The organism is Arthrobacter sp. G119Y2 (assembly GCF_038069765.1).
Classification (GTDB): domain Bacteria; phylum Actinomycetota; class Actinomycetes; order Actinomycetales; family Micrococcaceae; genus Arthrobacter_B.
In genome coordinates this window covers 1-23,115 of the sequence record NZ_JBBPFS010000009.1, presented here as the reverse complement: position 1 = coordinate 23,115, position 23,115 = coordinate 1, and the positions used below count along the sequence as shown (strand labels likewise).

At 64.6% G+C, this 23,115-nt stretch carries 21 protein-coding genes; 6 read left to right on the top strand and 15 right to left on the bottom strand.

The genetic code is table 11. From position 1 onward, the window contains the following. Positions 1-187: 187 nt before the first annotated feature. Both WKB88_RS16390 and WKB88_RS16385 read right to left on the bottom strand, forming a co-directional pair. Complete coding sequence (locus tag WKB88_RS16390) at positions 188-874, bottom strand: HAD family hydrolase (protein WP_341395627.1); 687 nt, start codon at positions 872-874, stop codon at positions 188-190. A 25-nt stretch (positions 875-899) separates the two neighbouring features. Continuing rightward, entirely contained in the window at positions 900-1,379 is a 480-nt protein-coding gene (locus WKB88_RS16385; protein WP_341395626.1) for a very short patch repair endonuclease, read from the bottom strand. A 131-nt stretch (positions 1,380-1,510) separates the two neighbouring features. Here WKB88_RS16385 and WKB88_RS16380 point away from each other — a divergent pair, with 131 nt between their 5' ends. Both WKB88_RS16380 and WKB88_RS16375 read left to right on the top strand, forming a co-directional pair. After that, a complete protein-coding gene (locus tag WKB88_RS16380; RefSeq protein WP_341395625.1) occupies positions 1,511-2,521 on the top strand; it encodes an asparaginase in 1,011 nt (336 codons plus the stop codon). 86 nt (positions 2,522-2,607) lie between these two features. Beyond that, positions 2,608-2,844 (top strand): YegP family protein, encoded by a 237-nt coding sequence (locus WKB88_RS16375; protein WP_341395624.1) that lies wholly within the window; start codon positions 2,608-2,610, stop codon positions 2,842-2,844. A gap of 151 nt (positions 2,845-2,995) precedes the next feature. On the opposite strand, the gene WKB88_RS16370 is transcribed toward WKB88_RS16375, so the two are convergent. Beyond that, positions 2,996-3,148, bottom strand: coding sequence for a hypothetical protein (locus WKB88_RS16370; protein ID WP_341395623.1), 153 nt, complete (start codon positions 3,146-3,148; stop codon positions 2,996-2,998). A gap of 218 nt (positions 3,149-3,366) precedes the next feature. Between WKB88_RS16370 and WKB88_RS16365 the strand changes: the two genes are divergently transcribed. Beyond that, positions 3,367-5,049: an FAD-binding dehydrogenase gene (locus WKB88_RS16365; RefSeq protein WP_341395622.1), complete on the top strand. Its 1,683-nt coding sequence runs from the start codon at positions 3,367-3,369 to the stop codon at positions 5,047-5,049. Between the two features lie 21 nt (positions 5,050-5,070). On the opposite strand, the gene WKB88_RS16360 is transcribed toward WKB88_RS16365, so the two are convergent. The 7 genes from WKB88_RS16360 to WKB88_RS16330 all read right to left on the bottom strand — a co-directional run bounded on the left by WKB88_RS16360 (position 5,071) and on the right by WKB88_RS16330 (position 13,041). Continuing rightward, positions 5,071-5,619: a hypothetical protein gene (locus WKB88_RS16360; RefSeq protein ID WP_341395621.1), complete on the bottom strand. Its 549-nt coding sequence runs from the start codon at positions 5,617-5,619 to the stop codon at positions 5,071-5,073. A 204-nt stretch (positions 5,620-5,823) separates the two neighbouring features. Next, complete coding sequence (locus WKB88_RS16355; protein ID WP_341395620.1) at positions 5,824-6,738, bottom strand: ribokinase; 915 nt, start codon at positions 6,736-6,738, stop codon at positions 5,824-5,826. Positions 6,739-6,761: 23 nt separating this feature from the next. Next, positions 6,762-8,186, bottom strand: coding sequence for a uridine transporter UriT (uriT, locus tag WKB88_RS16350; RefSeq protein ID WP_341395619.1), 1,425 nt, complete (start codon positions 8,184-8,186; stop codon positions 6,762-6,764). Next, a complete protein-coding gene (uriH, locus tag WKB88_RS16345; RefSeq protein WP_341395618.1) occupies positions 8,183-9,130 on the bottom strand; it encodes a uridine-preferring nucleoside hydrolase UriH in 948 nt (315 codons plus the stop codon). Before uriH ends, uriT (WKB88_RS16350) begins: the two co-directional genes overlap by 4 nt. A gap of 401 nt (positions 9,131-9,531) precedes the next feature. Continuing rightward, positions 9,532-10,149 (bottom strand): GNAT family N-acetyltransferase, encoded by a 618-nt coding sequence (locus WKB88_RS16340; RefSeq protein WP_341395617.1) that lies wholly within the window; start codon positions 10,147-10,149, stop codon positions 9,532-9,534. A 72-nt stretch (positions 10,150-10,221) separates the two neighbouring features. Continuing rightward, positions 10,222-11,676, bottom strand: a complete 1,455-nt coding sequence (gene uriT, locus WKB88_RS16335) for a uridine transporter UriT (protein ID WP_341395616.1) — start codon at positions 11,674-11,676, stop codon at positions 10,222-10,224. 312 nt (positions 11,677-11,988) lie between these two features. Next, positions 11,989-13,041: a DUF368 domain-containing protein gene (locus tag WKB88_RS16330; RefSeq protein ID WP_341395615.1), complete on the bottom strand. Its 1,053-nt coding sequence runs from the start codon at positions 13,039-13,041 to the stop codon at positions 11,989-11,991. Between the two features lie 120 nt (positions 13,042-13,161). On the opposite strand from WKB88_RS16330, the gene WKB88_RS16325 reads away from it, so the two are divergent. Then, on the top strand, positions 13,162-13,785 hold the full coding sequence (locus tag WKB88_RS16325) for a CE1759 family FMN reductase (protein ID WP_341395614.1): 624 nt from the start codon (positions 13,162-13,164) through the stop codon (positions 13,783-13,785). 123 nt (positions 13,786-13,908) lie between these two features. After that, positions 13,909-14,886, top strand: coding sequence for an NAD(P)-dependent oxidoreductase (locus tag WKB88_RS16320; RefSeq protein WP_341395613.1), 978 nt, complete (start codon positions 13,909-13,911; stop codon positions 14,884-14,886). A gap of 75 nt (positions 14,887-14,961) precedes the next feature. On the opposite strand, the gene WKB88_RS16315 is transcribed toward WKB88_RS16320, so the two are convergent. The 4 genes from WKB88_RS16315 to WKB88_RS16300 all read right to left on the bottom strand — a co-directional run bounded on the left by WKB88_RS16315 (position 14,962) and on the right by WKB88_RS16300 (position 20,261). Next, positions 14,962-15,456, bottom strand: a complete 495-nt coding sequence (locus tag WKB88_RS16315; protein ID WP_341395612.1) for an FBP domain-containing protein — start codon at positions 15,454-15,456, stop codon at positions 14,962-14,964. A 336-nt stretch (positions 15,457-15,792) separates the two neighbouring features. Beyond that, positions 15,793-16,239, bottom strand: a complete 447-nt coding sequence (locus WKB88_RS16310) for a MarR family winged helix-turn-helix transcriptional regulator (RefSeq protein WP_341395611.1) — start codon at positions 16,237-16,239, stop codon at positions 15,793-15,795. Between the two features lie 59 nt (positions 16,240-16,298). Next, positions 16,299-16,556 (bottom strand): hypothetical protein, encoded by a 258-nt coding sequence (locus WKB88_RS16305; RefSeq protein WP_341395610.1) that lies wholly within the window; start codon positions 16,554-16,556, stop codon positions 16,299-16,301. 369 nt (positions 16,557-16,925) lie between these two features. Continuing rightward, complete coding sequence (locus tag WKB88_RS16300) at positions 16,926-20,261, bottom strand: DEAD/DEAH box helicase (protein WP_341395609.1); 3,336 nt, start codon at positions 20,259-20,261, stop codon at positions 16,926-16,928. 383 nt (positions 20,262-20,644) lie between these two features. On the opposite strand from WKB88_RS16300, the gene WKB88_RS16295 reads away from it, so the two are divergent. Next, positions 20,645-22,414, top strand: a complete 1,770-nt coding sequence (locus WKB88_RS16295) for a hypothetical protein (RefSeq protein WP_341395608.1) — start codon at positions 20,645-20,647, stop codon at positions 22,412-22,414. Positions 22,415-22,672: 258 nt separating this feature from the next. Here the strand turns inward: WKB88_RS16295 and WKB88_RS16290 are convergent. Continuing rightward, a partial coding sequence (locus WKB88_RS16290; RefSeq protein WP_341395607.1) for an HNH endonuclease signature motif containing protein occupies positions 22,673-23,115 on the bottom strand: 443 nt, incomplete at its 5' end.

Genomic DNA, 23,115 nt, shown 5'->3' with positions numbered 1-23,115 from the left:
TGGGGGTTCAGGAAGGTTAGGGAAAAGGTTAAGGAAAAGGGCCGGAGACACTGTGTGTCCCCGGCCCTGTGCACGGCCTGTGTACGGCACGGCCCCGGCTCTGTGCACGTCCCGGCCCCGCGACCCTGTGCACGTCCGCTGTTCGTCCGTGAACGGCAGAGGCGCGGCCCTGCCTGCGTGCGGTTGCCTAAGCGCGGGCCGCCAGCTTGCCCAGCAGGGAGTCGCCCAGACTTTCGAACAGCTCACGGGGGTTGTTCCAGATCTCCTCGGCACCGGCGTCGCGCAGTTCCGCTTCGCTGGTGCCGCCGCAGAGCAGGCCGATGGTGGGGATCTCCAGAGCCGCGGCTGCCTTCACATCCCAGACCGAATCTCCAACAAAAACCGTGTCCGAGGCTGCCAGGCCGGAGGAATCCAGCGCAGACTGCAGAATGCTCGGTGAGGGCTTTGACTCTTCGGCATCGGCTGAGCTGGTGGCGGCGGTGATGGCGGAATCGGCGTCAATCACTGTGCGCAGCACCTTCAGCTCGGCGTCGGACGCGGATGACGCCAGGACCACCGTCAGATCCTTGTCGGCACAGATCGACAGGAGCTCACGGGCGCCGTCAAAGGATCGAAGGGACGGCCGCCAGGTGGAAAAGATGGCCCCGTGAGTTGAATCCAGCTGTTCATCCCGGTCCTCGTCGCGGTCACCGAGCAGGTGCTCCACGAGCTTGTCTCCGCCCATACCGATGGCCCGGTGGATGGCCGACATGGGGACGTCGTAGTCAAAGCGGCGGAAGGCCTGCCACCAGGCAACAGCGTGCAGATAGTTTGAATCCACCAAGGTTCCGTCGACGTCGAAAAGCACGCCGCGCTTCACGGTACTGCCGGCCATAATATGTTCCTCCCATTGAGTGCGCTCAGGTTTTGAGTCTATTCCTACCGGGATCCCCGTCGGCGGGCGGCATGCCGTGCTGACGCGGTCCGAGGAAGGCAGTGAGCTGTGCCTCGAGGTCCGCCCGGTCCTTGAGTTCGCATTCCCATACGGTGAGGGACTCCCATCCGGCTGCGGACAGGGACTGGACCGCCGCGGCGTCGCGCTGAGCAGTCCGGTTGCGCTTTTCCGACCAGAAAGCGCTGTTGGTCTGCGGGGCGTGCCGGCCCGCAGGACAACTGTGGAGGTGCCAGAAACAGCCGTTGACGAAGATCACCTTCCGCCGCGACGCAAAGACCAGATCGGGCTTCCCGGGCAACAAGGTTCCCCCCGCTGCACCGTGGAGGCGGAAGCGGTACCCGGCGGCATGGAGCAGGCGCCGGACCAGAAGCTCGGGTTTGGTGTTTTTGCTGCGGATCCGGGACATATTCCGGCTGCGCTGTTCAGCACTGACGGTATCGGCCATGGTTCCAGTCTAGGCAGGGGGCGGTGGCCGGGATGACGGTGGGAGGTGCCGGTACCGCGACTTCCCCTAGGCACCGGCAGGGCAGGCGTCCTACGTTGGCTAGACAGGTTAAACACGTGAAGGGTCAGCCAGTGGCATCGATTCGAATTCTGGGTACCGGGGGCACCATAGCGTCCCGCAGCACGGCGGGAGGCGGGCTGGTGGCCTCGGAACGCGTCGAGGAGCTGATCAAAACACTCTCCCGCCGGCACACGGTCAGCGTCCGGGACATCATGGTGAGCGGAAGTTACCGGCTGCAGTTCTCGGATCTGCGGACCATCGCGCAGGCCGCCCGCAACGCCCTGCTGGATTCCACGGTTGACGGCGTCGTCATCACGCACGGGACAGACACCATGGAGGAGACGGCCTTCCTTCTGGATTTGGTGCATGCCTCCCCGAAACCCGTGGTGTTCACCGGCTCAGTGCGGCCCGCGGACAGCGTAGCTCCGGACGGTCCGCTCAACCTTGAGGAAGCTGTGGAGGCCGCCGCGTCGCCGGATTTGAGGGGCGCGGGCGTGCTGGTGTCCTTTGCCGGTGTGATTCGCTCGGCCCGGGGTCTTCGCAGCACCAGCACACAGGCAGCCAATCCCTTTGCCGGCGGCACCGAAGTGGCGCACTTTACCGGGGACACCCTGCATGTGACCGCGCGGCCGCTCCGCCCTGCTCCGCTGGCCATGCCCAATGAGGACTTTGACACGACGCGGGTGGAGATCATCGACTGTTCCCCGGGCGCCGGCACCGATCTGTTTTCCTACGCCGTCCGAGCCGGCAGCAATGCCGTGGTGCTGGCCGGAACGGGGCTGGGCAACGCCGGGCCGGGCTTTGCGGAGGCGGTCCAGGATGCCGTGCGCGCCGGGTGCTTCGTTGTCCTCAGTTCCCGGGTTCCGGAGGGGCCGGTGGTTCCCACCTACGGCGACGGGGGAGGGATTGACCTGGTACGTGCCGGAGCGATTCCCTCCGGAGATTTGAAGCCGCCGCAGGCACGCATCCTCGCGGCGCTGCTGACATCGCAGCCGGCCACTCCCGAACAGATCCTGCACGCTCTGACGGCAGCTCCGGGAGGAGCGGCTGCCGGTTCCGCAAGTGCTGCAGACACGGTGTAGGTGTTTTGTGAATCGGAGGGTCCCACTGTCCCTAAGCTGGCTTACTATTAAGGGCACGAGTGGTACCCCTTACAAGGAGGTAAGAGATGTCGGGCTACTTCAAGCTGGTAGACGCACATGACGGCGCGTTCCGGATCAAGCTCATTTCCGGTGACGGCGCGTTGATGGCGGTGTCAGCGATGTTCCCTACAAAGCAGGAGGCAGTTGCGGGTATTGAGCTGCTGCGGGAGATTGCCGGGACGGGGCCGGTGGTTGATCAAAGCTCCGATGCCGACGTACTCGGCGACGCCAGCCGCAATGAAGGAAGGGCACGGGCCTCCTAGCGGCTTTTACCGAATGAGCGGGTCCATCAATTAGGCCTTGGGTTTCCCACCGGAAACCCAAGGCCTTTGTGCTGCACATATTCAAGTTGCTGCATATCCAGTTCAAGTTGCTGCATATCCAGGATCCTGCTGCGGGGCTTACGGTTCCCCGCTATTTCTTCCCGTCCGGGTCGTCTCCCTCAGCGGGTTCCTGCGTGTGCCGGCGCTCGGAGTCAGGCGACTGCGAGGTGTCACCTTCCGAGGGGGCCTCGTTGTGGATGCGGTCCTTGTCTTCATTGCCTGCGGGCGTTTCCTTCTCAGTCATGGTCTTCTCCAGTCAAGTCGAGGCGGACACAGGCTCTGCGCAGGATTGGTCCTCTGCGAAGAGCAGCTATAGGCCCAGTCTAGGAAACGTCGTCCCCCCGCAGAAAGGGGCAACCGCCAAGTGGGTGCCGGGAGAGGGAAGACACCCCGGGCGCGTACCGTCATTTCGGTGAGTATCCTCCCTAGCCAGAGGGGAAAGCTGCCGGTAGCGTGAACCGGATGCAGCCAACCAAAGACGCAGACGTCATTGTTGTAGGGGCCGGGCTGGCGGGGCTCGTGGCCACCGCGGAGCTGATTGACGCCGGCCGTTCCGTCATCCTGGTGGAGCAGGAGGGCGAGGGCAGCCTCGGCGGACAGGCCTGGTGGTCCTTCGGCGGGCTGTTCCTGGTGGACAGCCCGGAGCAGCGCAGGCTGCGCATCAAGGACTCCGTCGAGCTGGCGTGGCAGGACTGGCTGGGCACTGCGGGCTTTGACCGGCCCGAGGACTATTGGCCGCGCCGCTGGGCCGAGGCCTACGTCCACTTTGCTGCCGGAGAGAAACGCTCCTGGCTGCACGGTATGGGGCACCGCATCTTTCCCGTTGTCGGCTGGGCCGAGCGCGGCGGCTACGGTGCCACCGGTCCCGGCAACTCGGTGCCGCGCTTCCACATCACCTGGGGTACAGGGCCCGGAGTTACCGCCCCGTTTGAGGCCAAGGTGCGCGACGGCGCCGACCGGGGTGTGGTGCGCCTGGCCTTCCGGCACCGGATGGAGGAGCTGACGGTGGTCAACGGCGTCGTCACCGGAATCCGCGGCGCCGTGCTGGAGCCGACGACGGCGGCCCGCGGCACCGTGACCAGCCGCACCCGGGCGGGCGACTTTGAGTTCTCGGCCGGCGCCGTCGTCGTGACCACCGGAGGTATCGGCGGCGACCATGACCTGGTGCGTGACGCCTGGCCAGAACGGCTGGGCAGCCCGCCGCACACCATGCTCAGCGGCGTACCCGGACACGTGGACGGCCGCGGCATCACGGCCAGCGCCGCCGCGGGCGGGCGCGTCATCAACCCGGACCGCATGTGGCACTACGTGGAGGGCATCAGGAACTGGAACCCCGTCTGGCCGAACCACGGGATCCGGATCCTGCCCGGGCCGTCCTCGCTGTGGCTGGACGCGGCGGGGAACCGGCTTCCGGTGCCGCTGTTTCCCGGGTTCGACACCCTGGGGACCCTCGAGCACCTGCGCACCACGGGGCACGACTACAGCTGGTTTATTTTGAACAAGGCAATTATCCGCAAGGAATTCGCCCTCTCCGGCTCGGAACAGAATCCGGACCTGACAGGAAAATCAGTGCGCGATGTCCTCGGCCGGGCGACGGCAGGCATTCCCGGTCCGGTGCAGCAGTTCCTGGACCACGGCGAGGACTTCATCACGGCCGGTTCCGTGGAGGAGCTGGTTGCCGGGATGAATGCACTGGCGAAGGACTCCACCGATGGACAAGCGCCGGTGCTCTCGGCTGAGGCCGTGCGCGGGGAGCTCGTTGCACGGGACCGTGAAATAGCGAACCCCTTCAGCAAGGACAGCCAGGTCACTGCCATCCGCGGAGCCCGCAGCTACCTGGGCGACCGGCTGATCCGGACTGCTGCTCCCCGCCCAATTCTGGAACCCAAAGACGGGCCGCTGATCGCGGTCCGGCTTTCGGTGCTGACCCGCAAAACGCTGGGCGGGTTGGAAACGGACCTGGACTCCCGCGTGCTCGGTGCCGCCGGTGAACCGGTCCCGGGACTGTATGCGGCCGGCGAGGCAGCCGGTTTCGGCGGCGGCGGCATGCATGGCTACCGTTCCCTGGAGGGGACGTTCCTGGGCGGGTGCCTGTTCAGCGGCCGGGCAGCCGGCCGGGCAGCCGGCCGGGCGGCCGGCCGCTAAGGATTACCGGTCGGTGCAGGCTCAGTACGCCTGACCGAATTTTTTGGCGTGCCGGTACTGCTTCATGGCCGCGAAATACGCAGGAGCGGGTGTCACATACAAAAGCACGGCGGCTGCCAGGATCAGCACCATTCCTGCGATGCCCAGTGCGGTTGCCGCTGACGGGACCAGCAGGGACAGCAGGGACAGGACGGCGAAGACGGTCAGGACAATGCGGGCCCAGTTGTGGCCCTTGCGGATAAAAATGGCTACCAGGAGGGTGATGGCCACGCTGATGACTGCCGTGATCACCAAAAAGGCGACGGTAGCGGCGATGGCATCATCCACGGTGAGTCCGGCGACGTTTTGCCGCTGCAGCTCGGCTTCGGTCTCCGCCCGGCTTTCGGGGCTGTTGAAGGCCGCAATCGTGAGGGGCACGCTCACCACTGAAATAAGGAGGGAGGCTATGAGCAGCCAAAAGGATATTTCCACCTGCTTGGGCCGTACCGGAGCCGCCGGCGCGTCAGGTGTTTGACCCCCGGTGTAGGCGTTGTAGTTGTAGTTGTTTTCCTGCGGCGTCTGCTCAGACATGCTTTCCCCTATAAGCCGGCTACGTGCAGCAGGTCTGCCGCATCTGCCCTCCAGCGTAGTGGGGGCCCGGCCCGTGCGCCTCAGCACTAAGACGGGCTTTGAAAACTGTTCTTCGGGAAAGGATCTGGTCCTTACGGCTGAACCGGGGCACGCAGAAAGGGCCGGGTCCGGCGGTTAACCGGTCCCGGCCCTCTCGCTGAGAACCTAGGCGCCGAGCCCCAGCAGCGCCGTGTAGGAGGACTGCGCGCCCGGAAGCGTCGCAGCCAGTGCGCCGGCCCGGGCGGCGAACTCGGCGGCGGCCGGCAGGGAATCACCGGCAGCCAGCCGGGCAGCGGTGGCAGCCGTGAAGGCATCGCCGCAGCCGGTCGTATCCACTGCCGTTACCCGGGTTGGGGCCGCGGCAACAATCCGGTCCGCCCCTTCAGCGGTTCCGTCCAGTACGACGGCGCCGTCCCCGCCCAGAGTGATGACGGCCCGGTGAATGCCCAGGCGGGCGAAGGCAGCAATGACGGCTTCCCAGTCCGCGGCCGGGTCGGCCAGCCCGGAAACCTGTGCCGCCTCGTGGGCGTTGACCAGCAGGACGTCCGTCAGCGCCAGCAGCTCGGCGGGAACCTCGCGGTACGGCGAGAGGTTCAGCAGTACGGTGGCACCGGCGTCGTGCCCTGCCTGGGCCGCAGCTGCCACCGCTTCGAGCGGGACTTCCAGGCTCAGGCAGAGGACGGCGGCGTCGTCGAACAGGTCCGCCGGGAGTTCAGCACCGGTGACGGTGCCGTTGGCGCCGGGGGAGACAATGATGGTGTTCTCACCGGCAGCATCCACGACGATCATGGCAGTGCCGGTCGCCGTATCCGTCCGGCGAAGCACCCGTGAGGCATCTACCCCTGCATCAGCTGCTGCCTTCAGCAGGAGATCTCCGTGGCCGTCAGCGCCGACGGCGCCGAAGAGCCGTACATCTGCGCCCAGAATAGCCGCTGCAGCGGCCTGGTTGGCGCTCTTGCCGCCCGGGACAATCACCAGTTCCGAGCCGTTGAGCGTTTCTCCCGGGGAGGGGAAGCGATCGGTGCGGACGGTCAGGTCAGCGTTGAGCGAGCCAACAACTACAACTTTTCCGGCGGTCATGCGGGGATTCTCCTAGGTGGGGATCAGCGGGTGCCGGCGTCGGCTGAAACTTCAGCGTGGACCGGCTTGGGAATCAGGAAGGACGAGGCAAGGGCCAGTCCGAGAATTACCAGACCGGCAATGATACCGCCGTAGTAGCCTTCGGTGCCGGAACCGTCGGCTGCGGTGGTCGCCGTCTTCACGGCGTAAATTACCGCGAAGCTCAGGCCTGCGCCGAGGTTGAAGGCTCCCGCGTTCAGGCCCGGCAAGAAGCCGGGGTTCTCCTTGGGGGAGAGCACGATGCCCAGGCCGTTGAGCATGATGTTGCCAATTCCGGCATAGGTAATACCGATCAGCACCGAAACGCCCAGCAGGCCGAGCTTGGAGTCGCTGCCGACCACCAGGAGCATCAGCGCCAGGGCGATCACGGAACCGATCATGCCGATCCGGAGTACCTTGCCGTAGCCCCAGGTTGCGGCCAGACGGCCGGCAAACGGGCCGATCAGCAGGCCGGCGATGGCATACGGGGTCAGCGTCCACCAGGCGGATTCTTCGGCGCCGAGACCAAAGCCGACGACGCCGTCCTGGGCGAGGGCCGGAATGATGCCGTTCATGACGGCAAAGACACCGGTCATGGTCAGCAGCGTGGTGAGCAGCAGTGACCAGGTGGAACGCTGCTTGAGCAGGTGGGTGGCCACCAGCGGGTGGTCGCTGCGGTTCTCCACCTTCCAGAACACGGCGAAGGCGATGACGGCAATGACGATCAGACCAATGACCAGGGGCCAGTTGGCTGCAGCCAGCTTGCCGGCCTCGTTGAAGGCGGTCAGCAGGGTGCCCACCGAGATGACCAGGGGAACAACTCCCACCCAGTCCATCTTTTCCTTCTTTTCGGCCGTGGACTCCGGAGCCAGGAAGATCAGCAGGGCGGAGGCAATGGCGCCCACGATGGCCATGGCCCAGAAGACCGAAGCGAACCCGTGGTTCTGGGCGAGGTAGCCGCCTGCAATGGCGTCCACGCCGGCGATGCCGCCGTTGACTGCGGTAATGACACCCATCAGGGTGCCGTAAAGCTTCGGCTCGCGGATTTCCACGCGCAGCATGATCAGTGCGAGCGGAACTACGGGGCCGGAGACACCCTGGATGAGGCGGGCGATGAACAGCACCTCGATGCTGGGCGCCAGCGCGGCCACCACGGAGCCGATGGTCAGGACCACGAGCATGCCGCCGAGGACCTTTTTGCGGCCGATGATGTCGCCAAGCCGCGGCAGGAACAGAGAGAAGAGAGCCGCGGACGTGAAGAACGCCGTCTGGCTCAGGCCAACCGCCGCTGAAGTGGTGTTGAGTTCCTCTTCGATGGTGACCAGGGCGGGGGACAGCATGGAGGCGTTCAGCTGGAACGCGACGCAGGCGGCGAGCAGTGCCGTCATCAGGACGGCCACGTTTACGCGGCGCTGGGATGTTTCAGTCACAGGTCCACCTCTCCAATCCGCTCCAGGGCGTCCACGATCAGGTCCCAGAACTTCTGGTGGTCCAGATCGACGGCCACGGAGGTGTTGCAGTCAGCGGGCGCCGGCGCGCGGAAGTCCGCCACCGTCATGCCCAGGGTCAGGGTGCCGGTCAGCTCCACGTCCAGCGGAACCCGCCGGGTGGTCATGACCGAGCGGTCAATGACGTAGGCGACGGCGCACGGGTCGTGCACCGGCGGGAAATCGAAGCCCTGTGCGTCCTTGTACGCGTGGCCGAAGAACTCCAGGAGCTCTCCGACAAACTTTGCGGGCTTGGTGCCGACGGCGGCGATGCGGTCGGCTACCTCGTCCGTGGCCAGCGCCTGATGTGTCAGATCCAGGCCGACCATGGTCAGCGGCCACTTCTCGTTGAAGACGATGTGTGCTGCTTCGGGGTCGATTTTGATGTTGAACTCGGCCACCGCGGACCAGTTGCCTACGTGGTAGCCGCCGCCCATCAGGACAACTTCCTTCACACGTTCGGCGATGCGCGGTTCCTTGCGCACGGCCAGAGCAATGTTGGTCAGCCCACCGGTGGGGACAAGCGTGACCGTTCCGGGCTCATGCGCCATGACGGTTTCGATGATCAGGTCAACGGCGTGACGCGGGTCAAGCTCGATGGCGGGTTCGGGCAGTTCGGGGCCGTCCATGCCGGATTCACCATGGATATCCGGAGCGTTTTCGATGGTCCGCACCAGCGGGCGCGGACTGCCCGCAGCGAAGGGAACGTTTGTGATATTTGCAACACGGGCAATTGCCAGCGCATTGCGGGTCACCTTTTCCAGCGTCTGGTTTCCGACGACGGTGGTCACCGCCAGAAGGTCGATCTCCGGGCTGCCGTGTGCCAGCAGCAGGGCGACCGCATCATCATGACCGGGATCACAGTCCAGGATGATTTTGGTGGGCATAACATCTCCGCTTCGTTGAGGTTCTAGCTAAGGGACGCGTAAATCCCGGTGGTGCAGTGCCCTTCCGGTTGTCCGGTCTCGCCGCCGCAGCGGTGCGGGACGGACCGGGCCGCGACCCAGTGCAGCACGCAGCGGAACGGGATCAGGCAGGGGCCGGAAGACGGTTCGAGGGGCGGCACTGGCCCCTGAAGGGGCGGGCACTGCATTAAAGATAGCGACGATTTTCACCCCGCATTTCCCGCTGCTGTTCCCGGGTCCGGTTGCTGCCTGCGCTGATTTGCGTCCGGCCGGGACGGCGCTTAACCTATGCGCTGCGCTCTGCGCGGCAACTGGATCCGCAGCGATGGATTCCCTCCTGTTGCGGAGTCCCCGCGTGGGGGAATCCCTTTTGACAGGATCGCCTAGGAACGGGCCAGACGGGAAGCCAGCGCGAGCCGGACGGTCGGCCATTCGCTCTTGATGATGGAGAAGACCACGGTGTCCCGCAGCGTTCCGTCCCGCCAAATCTCATGGTTGCGCAGGACGCCGTCCTGCTTGGCGCCCAGCCGGGCGATGGCCGCGCGGGACTGGTGGTTGTGCCAATGTGTGCGGAACTCCACTGCGATGCAGTCCAGATCCTCGAATGCCCGCGTGAGCAGCAGCAGCTTGGCCTCGGTGTTGATCGGCGTCCGCTGGGCACTGGCAGCAAGCCAGGTGGAGCCGATCTCCAGCCTGCGGTTCTCGGCGCGGACATTGAGGTAAGTGGTCATGCCGCAGAGTGCTCCGGTGTCGGTGCGGCGGATGGCCCAGGGGACCACCGAACCCGCGGCCTGCCGTGCCAGCCGTGCCTCGACTTCGTGGGCCATGCCGTCCGGCGACGGGATCCGGGTGTACCAGGTGTTCCAGAGCTCGCCGTCCTTCACCGCTTCGATCAGTCCGGGGACGTGGTCAGGAGACAGCGGTTCGAGCGCCACGTGCGCTCCGGCCAGCGGAACGGGGACAAGGAACGACGGCGGTGCCGGCTTACGCTGCTCGATCATGGGAACAGCGTAAGCCGGGCAGCGTAAGCCGGGGCGCTGGTGAAGCGCTCTGTTACGACGTAAGCCGCAGTGTCAGCGCAGGACAGGTTCGGCGTCGGCCGCGACGGGGGCTCCCGGGTGATTTCCTGTTTCCACCTCGGCGGGCTTCGGAATGAGGAAGGACACCGCCAGGGCCAGGCCGAGAATGACCACGCCGGCGATGATGCCGCCGTAGTAACCTTCGGTGCCGGAACCGTCCGTTGCGGTGGTGGCAGTTTTCGCGGCGTAGATCACCGCGAAGCTCAGGCCTGCGCCGAGGTTGAAGGCTCCCGCGTTCAGGCCCGGCAGGAAGCCGGGGTTCTCCTTGGGGGAAAGCATGACGCCCAGGCCGCTGAGCATGACGTTGCCGATGCCGGCATACGTGATGCCGACCAGTACCGAGACGGCCAGCAGGCCGAGCTTGGAGTCGCTGCCGACGACGGGGAGCATCAGCGCCAGGGCGATGACGGAGCCGATGGTGCCGATGCGGAGTACCTTGCCGTAACCCCAGGTGCCTGCGAGGCGGCCGGCGAAGGGGCCGATGATCAGGCCGGCGATGGCGTAGGGAGTAATGGTCCACCAGGCGGATTCTTCGGCCCCCATGCCGAACCCTACGATGTTGTCCTGTGCCAGAGCGGGAAGGATGCCGTTCATGACGGCAAAGACACCGGTCATGGTGAGGACGGTGCTCAGGAGCAGTGCCCAGGTGGAACGCTGCTTGAGCAGGTGCGTGGCCACCAGCGGATGGTCGCTGCGGTTCTCGACCTTCCAGAACACGGCGAAGGCGATGACGGCAATGACGATCAGACCGATGACCAGCGGCCAATTGGCCTCGGCCAATTTGCCGGCCTCGTTGAAGGCGGTCAGCAGGGTGCCCACCGAGATGACCAGGGGAACAACGCCCACCCAGTCCATCTTTTCCTTCTTTTCGGCGGTGGAGTCGGAGGCCATGAGGATCAGCAGGGTGGAGGCGACGGCGCCGACAAGTGCCATAACCCAGAAGACCGAAGCGAACCCGTGATTCTGGGCGAGGTAGCCGCCTGCAATGGCGTCCACGCCGGCGATGCCGCCGTTCACAGCGGCAATCACGCCCATCAGGGTGCCGAGCAACCGGGGCTCATGGATTTCCACGCGCAGCATGATGAGCGACAACGCGACCGTGGGGCCGGAGACTCCCTGGATCAGGCGGGCGATGAACAGCACCTCGATGCTTGGTGCCAAAGCGGCCACCACGGAACCGATGGTGAGGACCACGAGCATGCCGCCGAGGACCTTTTTGCGGCCGATGATGTCACCCAGCCGCGGCAGGAACAGAGAGAAGAGAGCCGCGGACGTGAAGAACGCCGTCTGGGTCAGGGCGACCGCCGCCGACGTCGTATTGAGTTCTTCCTCAATGGTGACCAGGGCCGGGGACAGCATGGAGGCGTTCAGTTGGAACGCGGTGCAGGCAGCCAGCAACGCCGTCATCAGGGCAGCCACGTTTACGCGGCGTTGGGTTGTTTCACTCACAGATCTATCTCACTTCGTTAAGGGCAGGACCCGCCCAGGTCTAGGAATTTCTCATGGTCCGGATTGAGGGACACGGAGTTGAGGGACACGGGGTTGAGGACACGGAGCCGTTGCAATGTCGGTTTCGCGCCGGCGCCGGGAATGCCGTCGGCTATCTCGTCCGTGGGCCTGCGCTGGTTGCGTCAGCTCCAGACCGAACAGGCAACCATGGTCAGCGGCCACTTCCGTTGAAGAGAGGCAGCGGCGCGAAAACCACATTCACCGGCCAGCGGGACGAGGACGGGGAATCATTGCTGTGCCGGCCTGTGCTGGTCAGTCATGGGGATACGATTCCTCGTCGCGGTCTTGCCGCACAGGGGTGGCCGGGGCAGCCCCAGGCCGCTGCGGCTGGTTGCTGCCGGCGGCGGGGGCACTGACCTGTGATGCGGGCACGACGGGGTTCGGCTGACGCCACCAGAGGAGCAGGACTACGCATGCCCCCGCCAGGCATGCTGCCAGCGGCCACAGCCATGCGTCATCAGGCAGGAGTAGGGTGCTGTCCTGCTGCCAGGGCCAGAGTGCGCGAAGGGAGCCGAGGATCAGTCCGGTGGCTGCCAAGAGGACAGCCCGGCGCCGTACTCGCAGTAGGTAGCCAAGCAAACGGACAAAGGAGACCAAGCCTAGAATGGCGCCGGTAATAAAGAGCGCCAGGTAGCCATAGTCTCTGGTGCTGACAGCCTCAAGCGTTGGCTCGTACATGCCGAAAGTCAGCAGGATGAAGGAACCAGAGAGGCCTGGCAGTGCCAGAGCGCACACGGCAACTGCTCCGCTGAGGATCAGAGCCCACCATGGAGGATCCTGAATCTGCAGAGCCGGTATCCCCAGCAGCATGAACACGGCGGCAGCAACGAGAAGCACCACGGCAACGCCGTTGATCCTTCCGGCACGCGTGGCCGGTCCGGCTTGCCTCACCATGCTGATCGGTACGAGGAGGCTGGCTGCCACCATGCCGAAAAATAACGCGCTTGCGATGGTCGCTTGGTTCTCAACGAAGGAATGCAGTGGCCCCGACAACGTGGCCAGGGCCAGGAACATGCCGGCAACCAGCGGCAACACCAAACTCCATTCGACCGGTGCAAACCGACGCGCAGCTCCGGTCCGGCTCCCTCTGAAGACGAGCTGCGAGAGGCCGCTGATGAGGTGGTTGGCCGATGCAATTAGCCGATCGAATATTCCGAGGACCAGGGCGACCGTGCCTCCGGAGACTCCCGGTACCAGTTCGACCAGTCCTATGAGGGCTCCCCGGGCACCGTGGGTGATGGTTGACCGGATGGTTGGCCGCGGAACCGGCGGTGGAATTTCGGGGGAGGGGTGAGGGGAGGCCATTGACTTGAGATTACTAGCAGCGGAAGCAGCCACCAATTTTTGAGATGCCGGGAATATCAGGATGCACCGGAGAGTTTGAGAAACTAGATGCAAACACATGAATTTCAGGAGGTCGCCGCGATGGCGGATCGCAGAATCGTAGTAGTAACAGCAGGCTTGGGTGTTCCTTCGTCAAGCCGGATGCTGGCCGACCAACTCGGCGCGGAAGCACGCGCAGCCTTTGAAGCCGCCGGCGCCTCTGCAACGGTCAGTACCTTCGAGCTGCGGGAGTATGCCGTGGATATCGCGAACAACATGGTCACGGGCTACGCGGCGCCACATTTGGAGGCGCTGATTTCCGAAGTAGTCGGAGCCGACGCGCTGGTGGCCGTAACCCCGGTGTTCACGGCGTCCATGAGCGGCCTGTTTAAATCCTTCTTTGACGTCATCGACAACACCTCGCTGGATGGCAAACCGGTCATCCTGGGAGCGACCGGCGGCAGTTCCCGGCACTCGATGGTCCTGGACTTCGCCCTTCGGCCCATGTTCAGTTACCTCCGTGCCCGGGTCACCCCCACCGCTGTCTACGCCGCACCGGAGGACTGGGGCACCGGCGAAGCCGGAACGACGCCGCTGGACGGCAGGGTGCGACGTGCAGCCGCAGAGCTTGTGGCCCTGTTGGGGGATCAGCAGCCTGCAGCCCGCACCGGGGCGGCGGCGTCGCTGCCGTTTGAGCAGCTGCTGGCCCAGACCCAGCGGGGCTAACGCTGCCGTCCCTATCCCTGGTTATGGACCGGAACTAGACTCGTTTGGAGCCGGCCGATCACCTTGCCGGCGCCCGTGCGTACCTGATGCCACGGGTAATCCCACAGCCCGCAGGAGCCGTTCATGGCCAAGCACGCTGACCCTTTCAATCCCACTCCGCAGGGCACATCCGGGCCCGGGCCCGCCGTTCCGTCCATCGCCCTTCTTCCGTCCCCCAGCGACGAACTGGCAGCTGCTGTCAGGGCGGGAGGCGGCGTCGTCGAGCCGCTGTCCGACACCACGGTTGGACTGGTCCTGACGGACGTCGTCAGCGCCTCCGCGGTGGGCAAAGTCTTGACGGAGCATCCCGGCATTGGCTGGATCCAGCTTTACCTCGCCGGGGTGGACCAGTATGACAGCCTCATGCGGGCCAACCGCGCCCGGGAGTGGACCAGCGGCAAAGGTGCCTTCGGGCAGCCTGTGGGGGAATTTGCCCTCACCTTGACTCTGGCGATCATGCGCGGAATTCCCGCGTTTGCCAGGGCCCGGGAATGGGGACCGCCTCGCGGCGTGTCTCTCCAGGGGCGGAATGTGGTTCTTGTTGGCGCCGGAGGTGTCGGCTCTGAAATCCTGCGGCTGCTGAAGGCCTTTACCGACCACATCACCGTGGTGCGTGCGCACAACGTGCCGGTCCCCGGTGCTGAACGAACAGTGACGGACGCCGGGCTGGACGAGGCACTGGCGACTGCCGACGTCGTGATCCTTGCCGCAGCGCTCACGGCCGGCACCGAACATCTCATGGATGCGCGCCGGCTGGCACTGCTGAAGCCGGACGCCTTTCTCGTGAATATCAGCCGGGGACCCACCGTGGATACTGATGCCCTGGTCGGGGCGCTCGCCGGCGGCAAACTGGCCGGGGCAGCACTGGACGTGACCGATCCCCAGCCGCTGCCGGACGGACATCCTCTCTGGAACGAACCGCGCGCGCTGATCACTCCCCACACCGCCGAAACACCGGAAATGGTGGCTCCGCTGCTTGCGGCCCGCGTGCGTGAGAATGTCCGGAGGCTTGCTGCCGGCAAGCCCCTGGAAGGGGTCGTGAATGTGGATGAGGGCTACTGAGCGTCGGCTGAGCCGGCGATCCGGCGCCTCCTGAGAGTCGCCGGACCACCGGTTCAGGTCCTTAGCGGGCCCTGCCTACTGGGCCAGGACCTGTCGGATAAACTGCTCCGTCCGGAACTGGAGCCCGTCGATCCGTTTCTTGATGACAGCCTCGGGATCAGGATGGATGGGCGTGGGATCCACAGCCGCGCGGACATTGCGGGAGCAGGTGAACTCCGAGTGGATGAGCGTTCCCACGGAGTTTCCGTTCCTGCCGGAGGCCCCGGCGCGGCGGGCCACGTAGAGGAACACCTCTTCCTCGGAAAAGATGTCCTCGCACAGGGCACAAAGCACCCGCCGGTTTTTGGGGGCCGCGGTGTCCGGTGCCCGCAGCAGGACGCCAACCAACGATCCTTCGAAGGGCGCCAGCAGGTACCCGCGCTTGGGCATCTTGTGGTCCCGCCAGCCGAGTTGGTCGAGCTGGTCCCAGTCGATGGTTTCGAAGTTCTGCGGCAGGTTCATGGCCGCTGTCTCGGAGCGGCTGGCATTGATGAAGGAACGACGGATTGCTGATTCTGTCAGGGGTTGCATAAAAATATTGCCTTCGGATGAGCAGGAATGAGGACAGGGAAGGTCCGCTCGCCCGTGTGCGGGCACGATGGATAAACGCACCTGAACAAGGCGCGTCCAACACGAAAGGCTGCGGGAAGGGCTAGGCGAGCGGTGGCAGAACAGTTGCTCTGCAGGCCTGCCGGCCCACCATCCCTTCCAGAGCGGACCTGTGGCCGCTCATGATGCTCGAGAATGACATGCGGCAATTGTAACAAGGGGGAGCGGGCGCCAAGGCGAGCTGCTTTGCCAAGGCTGAACTGCTTCGCCAAGGAAACCCGCTGCTCAGGGCGAGCGGTTTTAGGGCGAGGCGAGGTCCTAGGGTGAAACCGGTTTGTCCTGGGTTTCATCCCATCCCAAATTGGTCGCCATTCGCTGCAGCACGGCTACGAGAGCCGTGTACTCGTCATCCGAAACATTCTCAGTGAGCTGTTCACGGATCCGCTCGACGGCGCCGCGGAGGTTTTCCAAGCTCCGGCGGCCTAAGTCCGTGAGCAGGTACTGGTCCTCGTCCAGCGCGACCCAGCCGCTTTCCCGCAGTTCTTCAATCAGTTCCACCGAGGTGCCGGGCTCCACGACAGGGAAGAAGGGCTTCAGTCCGTCTGTCAGCTGCTTCTCGGAAGCTGGACCGTCAGTCAGCAGATTCATCATCTGCCACTGCCTCCGGGTAACGCCGTGTTCTTCAAAACTGGCTCCAAACTGGTCGTCAACCAGTTGGTCCACAAGTTTGAGCCAGAATCCGATGGGGCGTTCGTCAGTAGCCATCACCCCACTGTACAAATCAAACCGTCATCGCGGAATGGCTCGTCAGGCTCCAGAGAGGACTAGAACCTGGCCTGCGTGCCGCAGCGCGGGCAGGGCCCGGACCGGGCCAAATCAAGGCACACAATGCAGACCGGCAATTGGCCGTTGTCCTCGCGCAGCGGACGGTTGGGCATTGTCTTCCCGCAGTAAGGCATCGGGCGCTGTGCGTGGTGCATCGCCCGGCGCTTGCAGGGTGTGCAGAACACATGCACGAGATCGTCTTCATCCTTCGTGTTCACGTCCTGTGGACGGACGAGGGTTGAATCCTGGGTGTACATAATCCTTTCCCGATAACAGCCATCTCGGCCATTCCCGCGCACTGCGTGGACACGGCCCAAGGAGTGGGCAAAGCGCTGACCCTTCCCAGATTAGTAGCTGTGCCAGCCGGCCTGGTGGAGTAGGGAAACCGATTGTGACCTGCAACGGCGCGGAATTTGGGGTGTCAGGAGCGCGCCATGTGTGCAGAAATTCATACCATGGTTTATTGCTGGTTGCTGGTTGCTGGTTGCTGGTTGCTGGTTGCTGGTTGCTGGTTGCTGGTTGCTGGTTGCTGGCTCAGCCGAGCGGGGCCCCGGCGCAGCTACCTCAGTATCCCGGCGCAGCAACCCCAGTTGCTCGCTTGCTCAGTTGCTTGCTTGCTTAGATACTCAGTCCAGCAGCGCCCGGATATCATCTGCCGTCAGCGCGGAACTGAACACGGCGTCGTCGTCCATCACGGAGCTGAAGAGCTTGGCCTTTTGCTCCTTGAGGGCCATAACCTTCTCTTCGATGGTTCCCCGCGCCACCATCCGGTAGACCATGACGTTGCGGGTCTGCCCGATGCGGTGCGTGCGGTCCACTGCCTGCGACTCTGCTGCCGGATTCCACCAAGGGTCCAGGAGGAATACGTAGTCGGCCTCCGTCAGGTTCAGGCCAAAGCCACCGGCCTTGAGGCTGATGAGGAACACCGGCGCCTCGCCGTCCTTGAAGGAATTGATCACCGCACCGCGGTCCTTCGTGGAGCCGTCCAAATAGGCGTAGGGGACACCGGCCGCGTCCAGCCGTTCGGCAGCCTTCTTGAGGAACGAAGTGAACTGACTGAAGATCAGTGCGCGGTGGCCTTCGGCAGTGACATCTTCGAGCTGCTCAAAGAGAGCATCGAGCTTGGCCGAGGGGACACCGGTGTAGTCCTCATCCACCAGGGAAGCATCCAGGCTCAGCATCCGCAGCAGGGTCAGGGACCGGAACACGATCATCCGGTTCCGGTCGAGATCCTTGATCAGGCCCATCAGCTTCTGGCGTTCGCGCTGCAGGTGCATTTCGTAAATCTTGCGGTGCTTCGGGCTTAGATCCACTTCAAGGATTTGTTCCTGCTTTTCCGGCAGGTCCTTGGCTACGGCTTCCTTGGTGCGGCGCATCAGGAGCGGCCGGATCCGGCGGCGCATCCGGGCCAGCAGCTTGGCGTCTTCACCACGCTCGATGGGGCGCTGATATTCCTCAATGAACTTTCGGGCCGAAGGAAACAGCCCGGGTGCCACGATGGCGAACAAACTCCACAGCTCCAGCAGGTTGTTTTCCATCGGGGTGCCGGTAATCGCCAGCTTGAACGGGGCAACGAGGTCACGGGCACACTGGTGCGCGCGTGTGGTGCGGTTCTTCACGAACTGCGCCTCATCCAGGATCAGCCCGTCCCACTCCAACGCCCGGTAGGCGGCAAAGTCCAACCGGAAAACGGCGTAGGAAGTGACCACGATGTCGGCGTCTGCAGTCAGGTCCGCCAGCGGGACCTTGGATTTGGCGCTGGTATCCGGAACGGCAACAGTTCGAAGGCCCGGGGTGAAGCGGGCGGCTTCGGAGAGCCAATTGGGCACTACGGAGGTGGGAGCAACCACGAGGAACGGTCGGCGGGGAGTGGGGGACCCGCCGTCGTCGGGCGCTGCTGGAGGCTGAGCGGCAGCAACGTCGCGGGCATGGGCCAGCAGTGCGAGCGTCTGCAGTGTTTTGCCGAGCCCCATGTCATCCGCCAGGATCCCGCCGAGCCCGTGCTGCCAGAGAAAGGCGAGCCAGTTGAACCCCTCAGCCTGGTAGGGGCGCAGCTCGGCCTTGAGCCCCGCGGGCAGCGGGACCGGTTCCACGGAATCCAGTTCCAGCAACCCGGTGACCGAAGCGCGCCAGGCCGCCGCCTGCTCGGTTTCCTCAGCAAGTTCCTCCAGCTCCGACCAGAGGCCGGCCTGGTACCGGCTGATGGTCATTTCGCCGGTCTCCCATTCCTGCAGCCCTTCGGCTTCTTCCAACAGGGCGTGGAGCTGGGCGAATTCGGGCCGGTCCAGGGACAGATAGGTGCGGTCCGGGAGCAGGAGCTTGGTCTTGCCCAGGGACAGGGCCTTGAAGACATCGGCAAAGGGCACCAGCCGCCCGTCCACGGTGATCATGATGCCAAGGTCAAACCAGTCGCGGCGCTCCGTCTCCACCGTGGTGATTCGAAGCTCCGGGACGCTGGTCAGCTCGCGGTAGTCGGGGCGCTCGCCGATCACGTCCACCCGTACGCCGTCGACCTTTTCGACTTTGGGCAGCAGGTACTCGGTGAACTCGGCGGTGTCGATGCCGTGGTACGAGCGGCTGCGGGGCACCCCTCCGAGGACCTTGCCGACGGCAGTGAGCAGATCTGCTTCAGCAACCACGTCGCGGTAGCCGGCAGCCGGATCCGCCCGGGTGCCCAGTGAAATGCGGGTAATGTCCTCGCCCTGCCGGTACTCCCATTCCCAATCGAGGAACAGTGCATCGTCGGGCTGGAACGATGCCGTCAGAACCAGCAGGGGCGGGGAAATCTCGGGAAACTCCACTGAGTTGTCGCTGCTGGTTACGGGAAGCACCTGGCGGAGCTTGGGGTAGAACTTTTCCAGGAACACCGGAGCGTCCTCTTCCGGAATCATCACCGGTGCGCCCTTGAGCAGCAGGCCCTTGTCCTGATCGGTGAGGGGCCGGGCGGTGGGCGCCAGGGTAATGACGTTTTCCGGACTGCGGACATAGATGCCGTGTCCGGAAATGAGCCCGGCGGCGTCGGTGGGCAACGGCTGCCCGTCGATCTCCAGCACCGGGAGCAGTTGCAGCGGAGCGGATGCGCCCGGCTCCGATGCCCTGACATCGAGGGACAGTGCCGCCCGCTTTCCAACCTGGACACTAACGTCCTTCTTGGTGCCGACAAACTCCACGCCGATCCGCCGCGCATCTTCCAGCAGCTGCCACAGGAGCGGGTTTGCGAAATCATCCAGGTACAGCCAGGAATCGTTCTGCCCGAAATAGCTCACGCCGTTGGAGCGGTGAAGAGCCGGGAACTGCGAAAACCAGCGGTGCTGCTCCGGGTCCAGTTTCATGCCGTACGTCTGGTAGGCGATGTTGCTCCAGGCCAGATTGTTCTTGACCCAGTTGCCCTTGGTATTTCGAACCACGGGCCGGACTCCGAGCCGGAAGGAAGTGGCGCGGTGAGAGCTGCGGGGAGCCGGGGCACCCCAGCGGGCACTCATGCCGGCGTCTGAAGTCCGCACTTCAAACTGCAGCGCCAGCGGCGTGGCCGCGGCGGGTGTGCTCCCGGTCAGGGCATCGAGGTCAGCATCGATGAGGGTTTGCAGCGACTCCTGCCAGGCGGGCACGGCCGGCTTTTCCGACGGGCCGGGGCGGATAAATTCCTGCCGGGCCAATAAATGATCTGTATTGCTTTGGAGCGCGACGGCGGCCACATGCTTGCAGTCGAACCCCACCGGGCAGCTGCAGTGGTTGTCCAGCAGCCGGTAGTCGCCCTGCCGTTTCTCGCCCAGCTGCAGCATGATTCGGTACGGTACCGAGGAATGACCGCGAACCTTGGCCCTCAGCACTTCTGCCTGCGGATCCCACTCCATAGCGTCCACGGCACCGCCTTTGGCGTACGTCTGGCCGCGCTGGAATGCGGCGCCGCCGACAACGCGAATGATGTCAGTGACATCGATCAGAGGCGGTGAGGAAGGCATGTTTTTATCGTCTCATGCACTCCTGACACTTCCGCGACGGGGTTCTTGAACCAGTCGCACCGCACCTTCGAGCGTGCCGATTCTGCAAAGCGACGCGAATCTCGCTAGCATCTTAGGCAACGCAGATCACAATGGCGTGGTCTGCGTCTCCTCCTGTCATATGCGCCTCTTCCTGCCACATGCGCCTCTTGCCGACGAGTCTGCGTCTCTTTCCCGACGAGTCTGCGTCTTTTCCTGCTGGAATCTGCTTCGCCTCCCGCTGCGGGATCTGCCGTACGCCGGCGTCTGTTTCCCGAGCGTGCCGCCCCGGTGCGGGCCAGGCAACCCCGCCTTGGGGCATAATTCCACTGAGGCATACCGAATGCCCATCCGGGGGGGAACACATGAAACACCAGAACCGTTTGCTGCGCGCCCGACTGGCGGTCGCCGTCGTCGTCGTCCTGTCACTATCTTCGTGCACGACAGGTGGCGACACCGGCCCCGCTGCGGAGAAGTCCTCGGCGCCGGAGACCAGTGCTCCTGCTGTGGGCCCGGTAGCGGCCGCCTTTGCGCCGGCCGGTCAGGTGATTGGCGGTGACAAGGCAGTGATGCCGGGGCGCGCGAACTCGGGGCAGTGTGCGGTCGCCGCGAATCTGCGGACGCTGTGCCACAACACCGGGGGCGGCGGCGGAAGCTCTCTGACGTTCGATGGGATTCACGGGTTTGACCAGTACCGCGATTCAGAGTCGTTGGCGGCCAATCCGCCTTCGCCGGTTCAGGGCCTGCCGGCCGAAGCTGTCATCGTTTTCGCAGAGCCGACGGCGATGGGGTTTGTCATTGTTTTCAGCGAAGGCTACTCGGGACCGCAAACCATCCTGCATACGGACTTCAACGGTGCCGAAATCTGGAGCACTGCCGCACCGTCACCGGTGCTCGACCTCGCGGTCACTGACAAGACCATCCTCGTGTCCACCGATGACGGCGTGAAGGAAATGCTTCCGGCGACGGGCAAATCACGCGACGCTGCGCCTACCGGGACCACTCTGCTCGGCTACAAGCATCACTTGTCCGGTTACGCGACCTACCTTCCCGACCAGCGGGGCCTCGCGCTCGACGACGGCGGACGGCAGGCAGACCCGCGTCCGCTGGTGGCGGGGTTTGCAGCTTCCTGCGACGACGGCGAAGGCTGCCAGGAGGCGACGATCCTGCTTGCGGATCAGGACAGGAGCCTCATTTCCGTCTCTGCTCCTGTCGGCGGAGGCGGCGAATCGCTGACCGCGTATAACGCCGACGGAGAGCCGGTCTGGACATTCGACGGAGCCGTTAACAGTGCGGTGCGCTTTGAGGACACCTACGTGCTGGCCCTTGATGCAGGCGCGTACAGTCCGGCGCAGTTGAAGGCCGTAAACGCAGCGACCGGAAGCGTTATTGGCGAACACGTCTTTGACAGCGACGAGGCGACGATTCTGGGCGCCGTGGATGCCGGGGTTCTGGTGCGCTATGCCCTGAAGCTTCCGGGCTCGTTCGACGCGTACGAGACAGTCATCCCGCTGGAGGTTACGCAGGGGGAACTGCCCCGGCAGACAGCGGCGGCAACGGTTTCGCCCTCGCCTGCTGATGCTTCGCCGTCCGCAACCCCCTCCGAACCTTCCGACGAGGAGACCACCCCAAGCGCCGGTGACTCGAACCGCGGCTGGTCCGTATACGAGGGAGAAGACGATCCCTTCCGTGTTGACCTTCCGCCGGGCTGGAGCGTGGACTTCGAACCGGGCGACGGTGCGCCTCTGGGCAACCGGTACATATTCCGTGACGCCACTGGTCTGGAAAGCGCCGCTCTCTCGACGAACATGAGCGGGCTGGGCGGCATGTGCGGGGGCAATCCTCCCTGGCCGGTTGCCGAGCGGAAAGCGGCGCTGCCTTACCTGAACAGATCAGCGCTGCCTGTGGGGCGGGAATCACCCTACCTGGAGACGGAGGAGGGAACGGAGAGGACCACGCTTACGGTGACTGATCTGCTGACCCATCCCGAAGTCTGTCCCATGTACAAGCTCTCCCAGCCAGGCGGGGGCTTGGGCACCATGTACTTCCGCGGCCAGCTCACCACTATGGAAAAGGGACGGACCAAAGAGGTCGAGCTTCGGCAGATGATGCTGTCCTTTCGGGTGGGTTCGTAACGGGCGCGAGGGGTACCTGAGGGCTCATTGCCCCAGGCATGGGAGACGAAAGCATAAACCGACCGGGTGAGATCGGTACTCGGTTCCAGTCTCAGCTGTTCCGACCGCTGGTTGCTCGTCACGGTCACCGGCAGCTTCGTTCCGGCTTTGTCTTCTGCCCGGGCATGCGCATCACCTCTGGCTGGTGTAACGGCCAGGTCCACTTCTTGCCTAGATCTGCTTATTATCTGGACCGACGCAGTCAGTGGTCGAGATTGCCTAGAAGGGCGGCGGGTCGTCTCCGTAGTCGTCCGGATCGCCGGCGTCTGGGGGTACCGGGGCTGGCGGGGCCGGGGCTGCGACGGCGGGGGCTGGGACGGGCGGGGCCGGGGCAGTCGGGGACGGGGCTGGGACGGTCGGGGCTGGGGCTGTGTCCCGGGCCAGGGCGAGGCGTGGTTCGGTGCGGTACTTTCGTCCTCCCGGCGAGGTCCACTCAATGATTCCGGGGCTTGGCTGGCAGGCTTTCCAGAATCCTTTGGTTTTGAACATGTGGTGCCGCCGGCATAAATGTTCCAGGTTGTCGTGATCAGTGGGACCTCCCTGCGCCCAGGGTTTGGTGTGGTCGATTTCGGAGATCACCGCGTTGGTCCGGCAGCCCGGGAACCGGCACGTCCCGTCCCGGACCCGCAGCAGCTGCTTCAACCCGTCCGGTACTTTCCGCC

Excerpts from the sequence above, each read along its gene's own strand:
- WKB88_RS16340 (WP_341395617.1), bottom strand. The coding sequence starts at position 10,149 with ATGATCGAGCAGCGTAAGCCGGCACCGCCGTCGTTCCTTGTCCCCGTT.
- WKB88_RS16365 (WP_341395622.1), top strand. The coding sequence starts at position 3,367 with ATGCAGCCAACCAAAGACGCAGACGTCATTGTTGTAGGGGCCGGGCTG.
- WKB88_RS16330 (WP_341395615.1), bottom strand. The coding sequence starts at position 13,041 with ATGGCCTCCCCTCACCCCTCCCCCGAAATTCCACCGCCGGTTCCGCGG.
- WKB88_RS16385 (WP_341395626.1), bottom strand. The coding sequence starts at position 1,379 with ATGGCCGATACCGTCAGTGCTGAACAGCGCAGCCGGAATATGTCCCGG.
- WKB88_RS16320 (WP_341395613.1), top strand. The coding sequence starts at position 13,909 with ATGGCCAAGCACGCTGACCCTTTCAATCCCACTCCGCAGGGCACATCC.
- uriH (WP_341395618.1), bottom strand. The coding sequence starts at position 9,130 with ATGCCCACCAAAATCATCCTGGACTGTGATCCCGGTCATGATGATGCG.
- WKB88_RS16315 (WP_341395612.1), bottom strand. The coding sequence starts at position 15,456 with ATGCAACCCCTGACAGAATCAGCAATCCGTCGTTCCTTCATCAATGCC.
- WKB88_RS16375 (WP_341395624.1), top strand. The coding sequence starts at position 2,608 with ATGTCGGGCTACTTCAAGCTGGTAGACGCACATGACGGCGCGTTCCGG.
- WKB88_RS16295 (WP_341395608.1), top strand. The coding sequence starts at position 20,645 with ATGAAACACCAGAACCGTTTGCTGCGCGCCCGACTGGCGGTCGCCGTC.
- WKB88_RS16370 (WP_341395623.1), bottom strand. The coding sequence starts at position 3,148 with ATGACTGAGAAGGAAACGCCCGCAGGCAATGAAGACAAGGACCGCATC.
- WKB88_RS16390 (WP_341395627.1), bottom strand. The coding sequence starts at position 874 with ATGGCCGGCAGTACCGTGAAGCGCGGCGTGCTTTTCGACGTCGACGGA.
- WKB88_RS16300 (WP_341395609.1), bottom strand. The coding sequence starts at position 20,261 with ATGCCTTCCTCACCGCCTCTGATCGATGTCACTGACATCATTCGCGTT.
- WKB88_RS16360 (WP_341395621.1), bottom strand. The coding sequence starts at position 5,619 with ATGTCTGAGCAGACGCCGCAGGAAAACAACTACAACTACAACGCCTAC.
- WKB88_RS16325 (WP_341395614.1), top strand. The coding sequence starts at position 13,162 with ATGGCGGATCGCAGAATCGTAGTAGTAACAGCAGGCTTGGGTGTTCCT.
- WKB88_RS16305 (WP_341395610.1), bottom strand. The coding sequence starts at position 16,556 with ATGTACACCCAGGATTCAACCCTCGTCCGTCCACAGGACGTGAACACG.
- WKB88_RS16310 (WP_341395611.1), bottom strand. The coding sequence starts at position 16,239 with ATGGCTACTGACGAACGCCCCATCGGATTCTGGCTCAAACTTGTGGAC.
- WKB88_RS16355 (WP_341395620.1), bottom strand. The coding sequence starts at position 6,738 with ATGACCGCCGGAAAAGTTGTAGTTGTTGGCTCGCTCAACGCTGACCTG.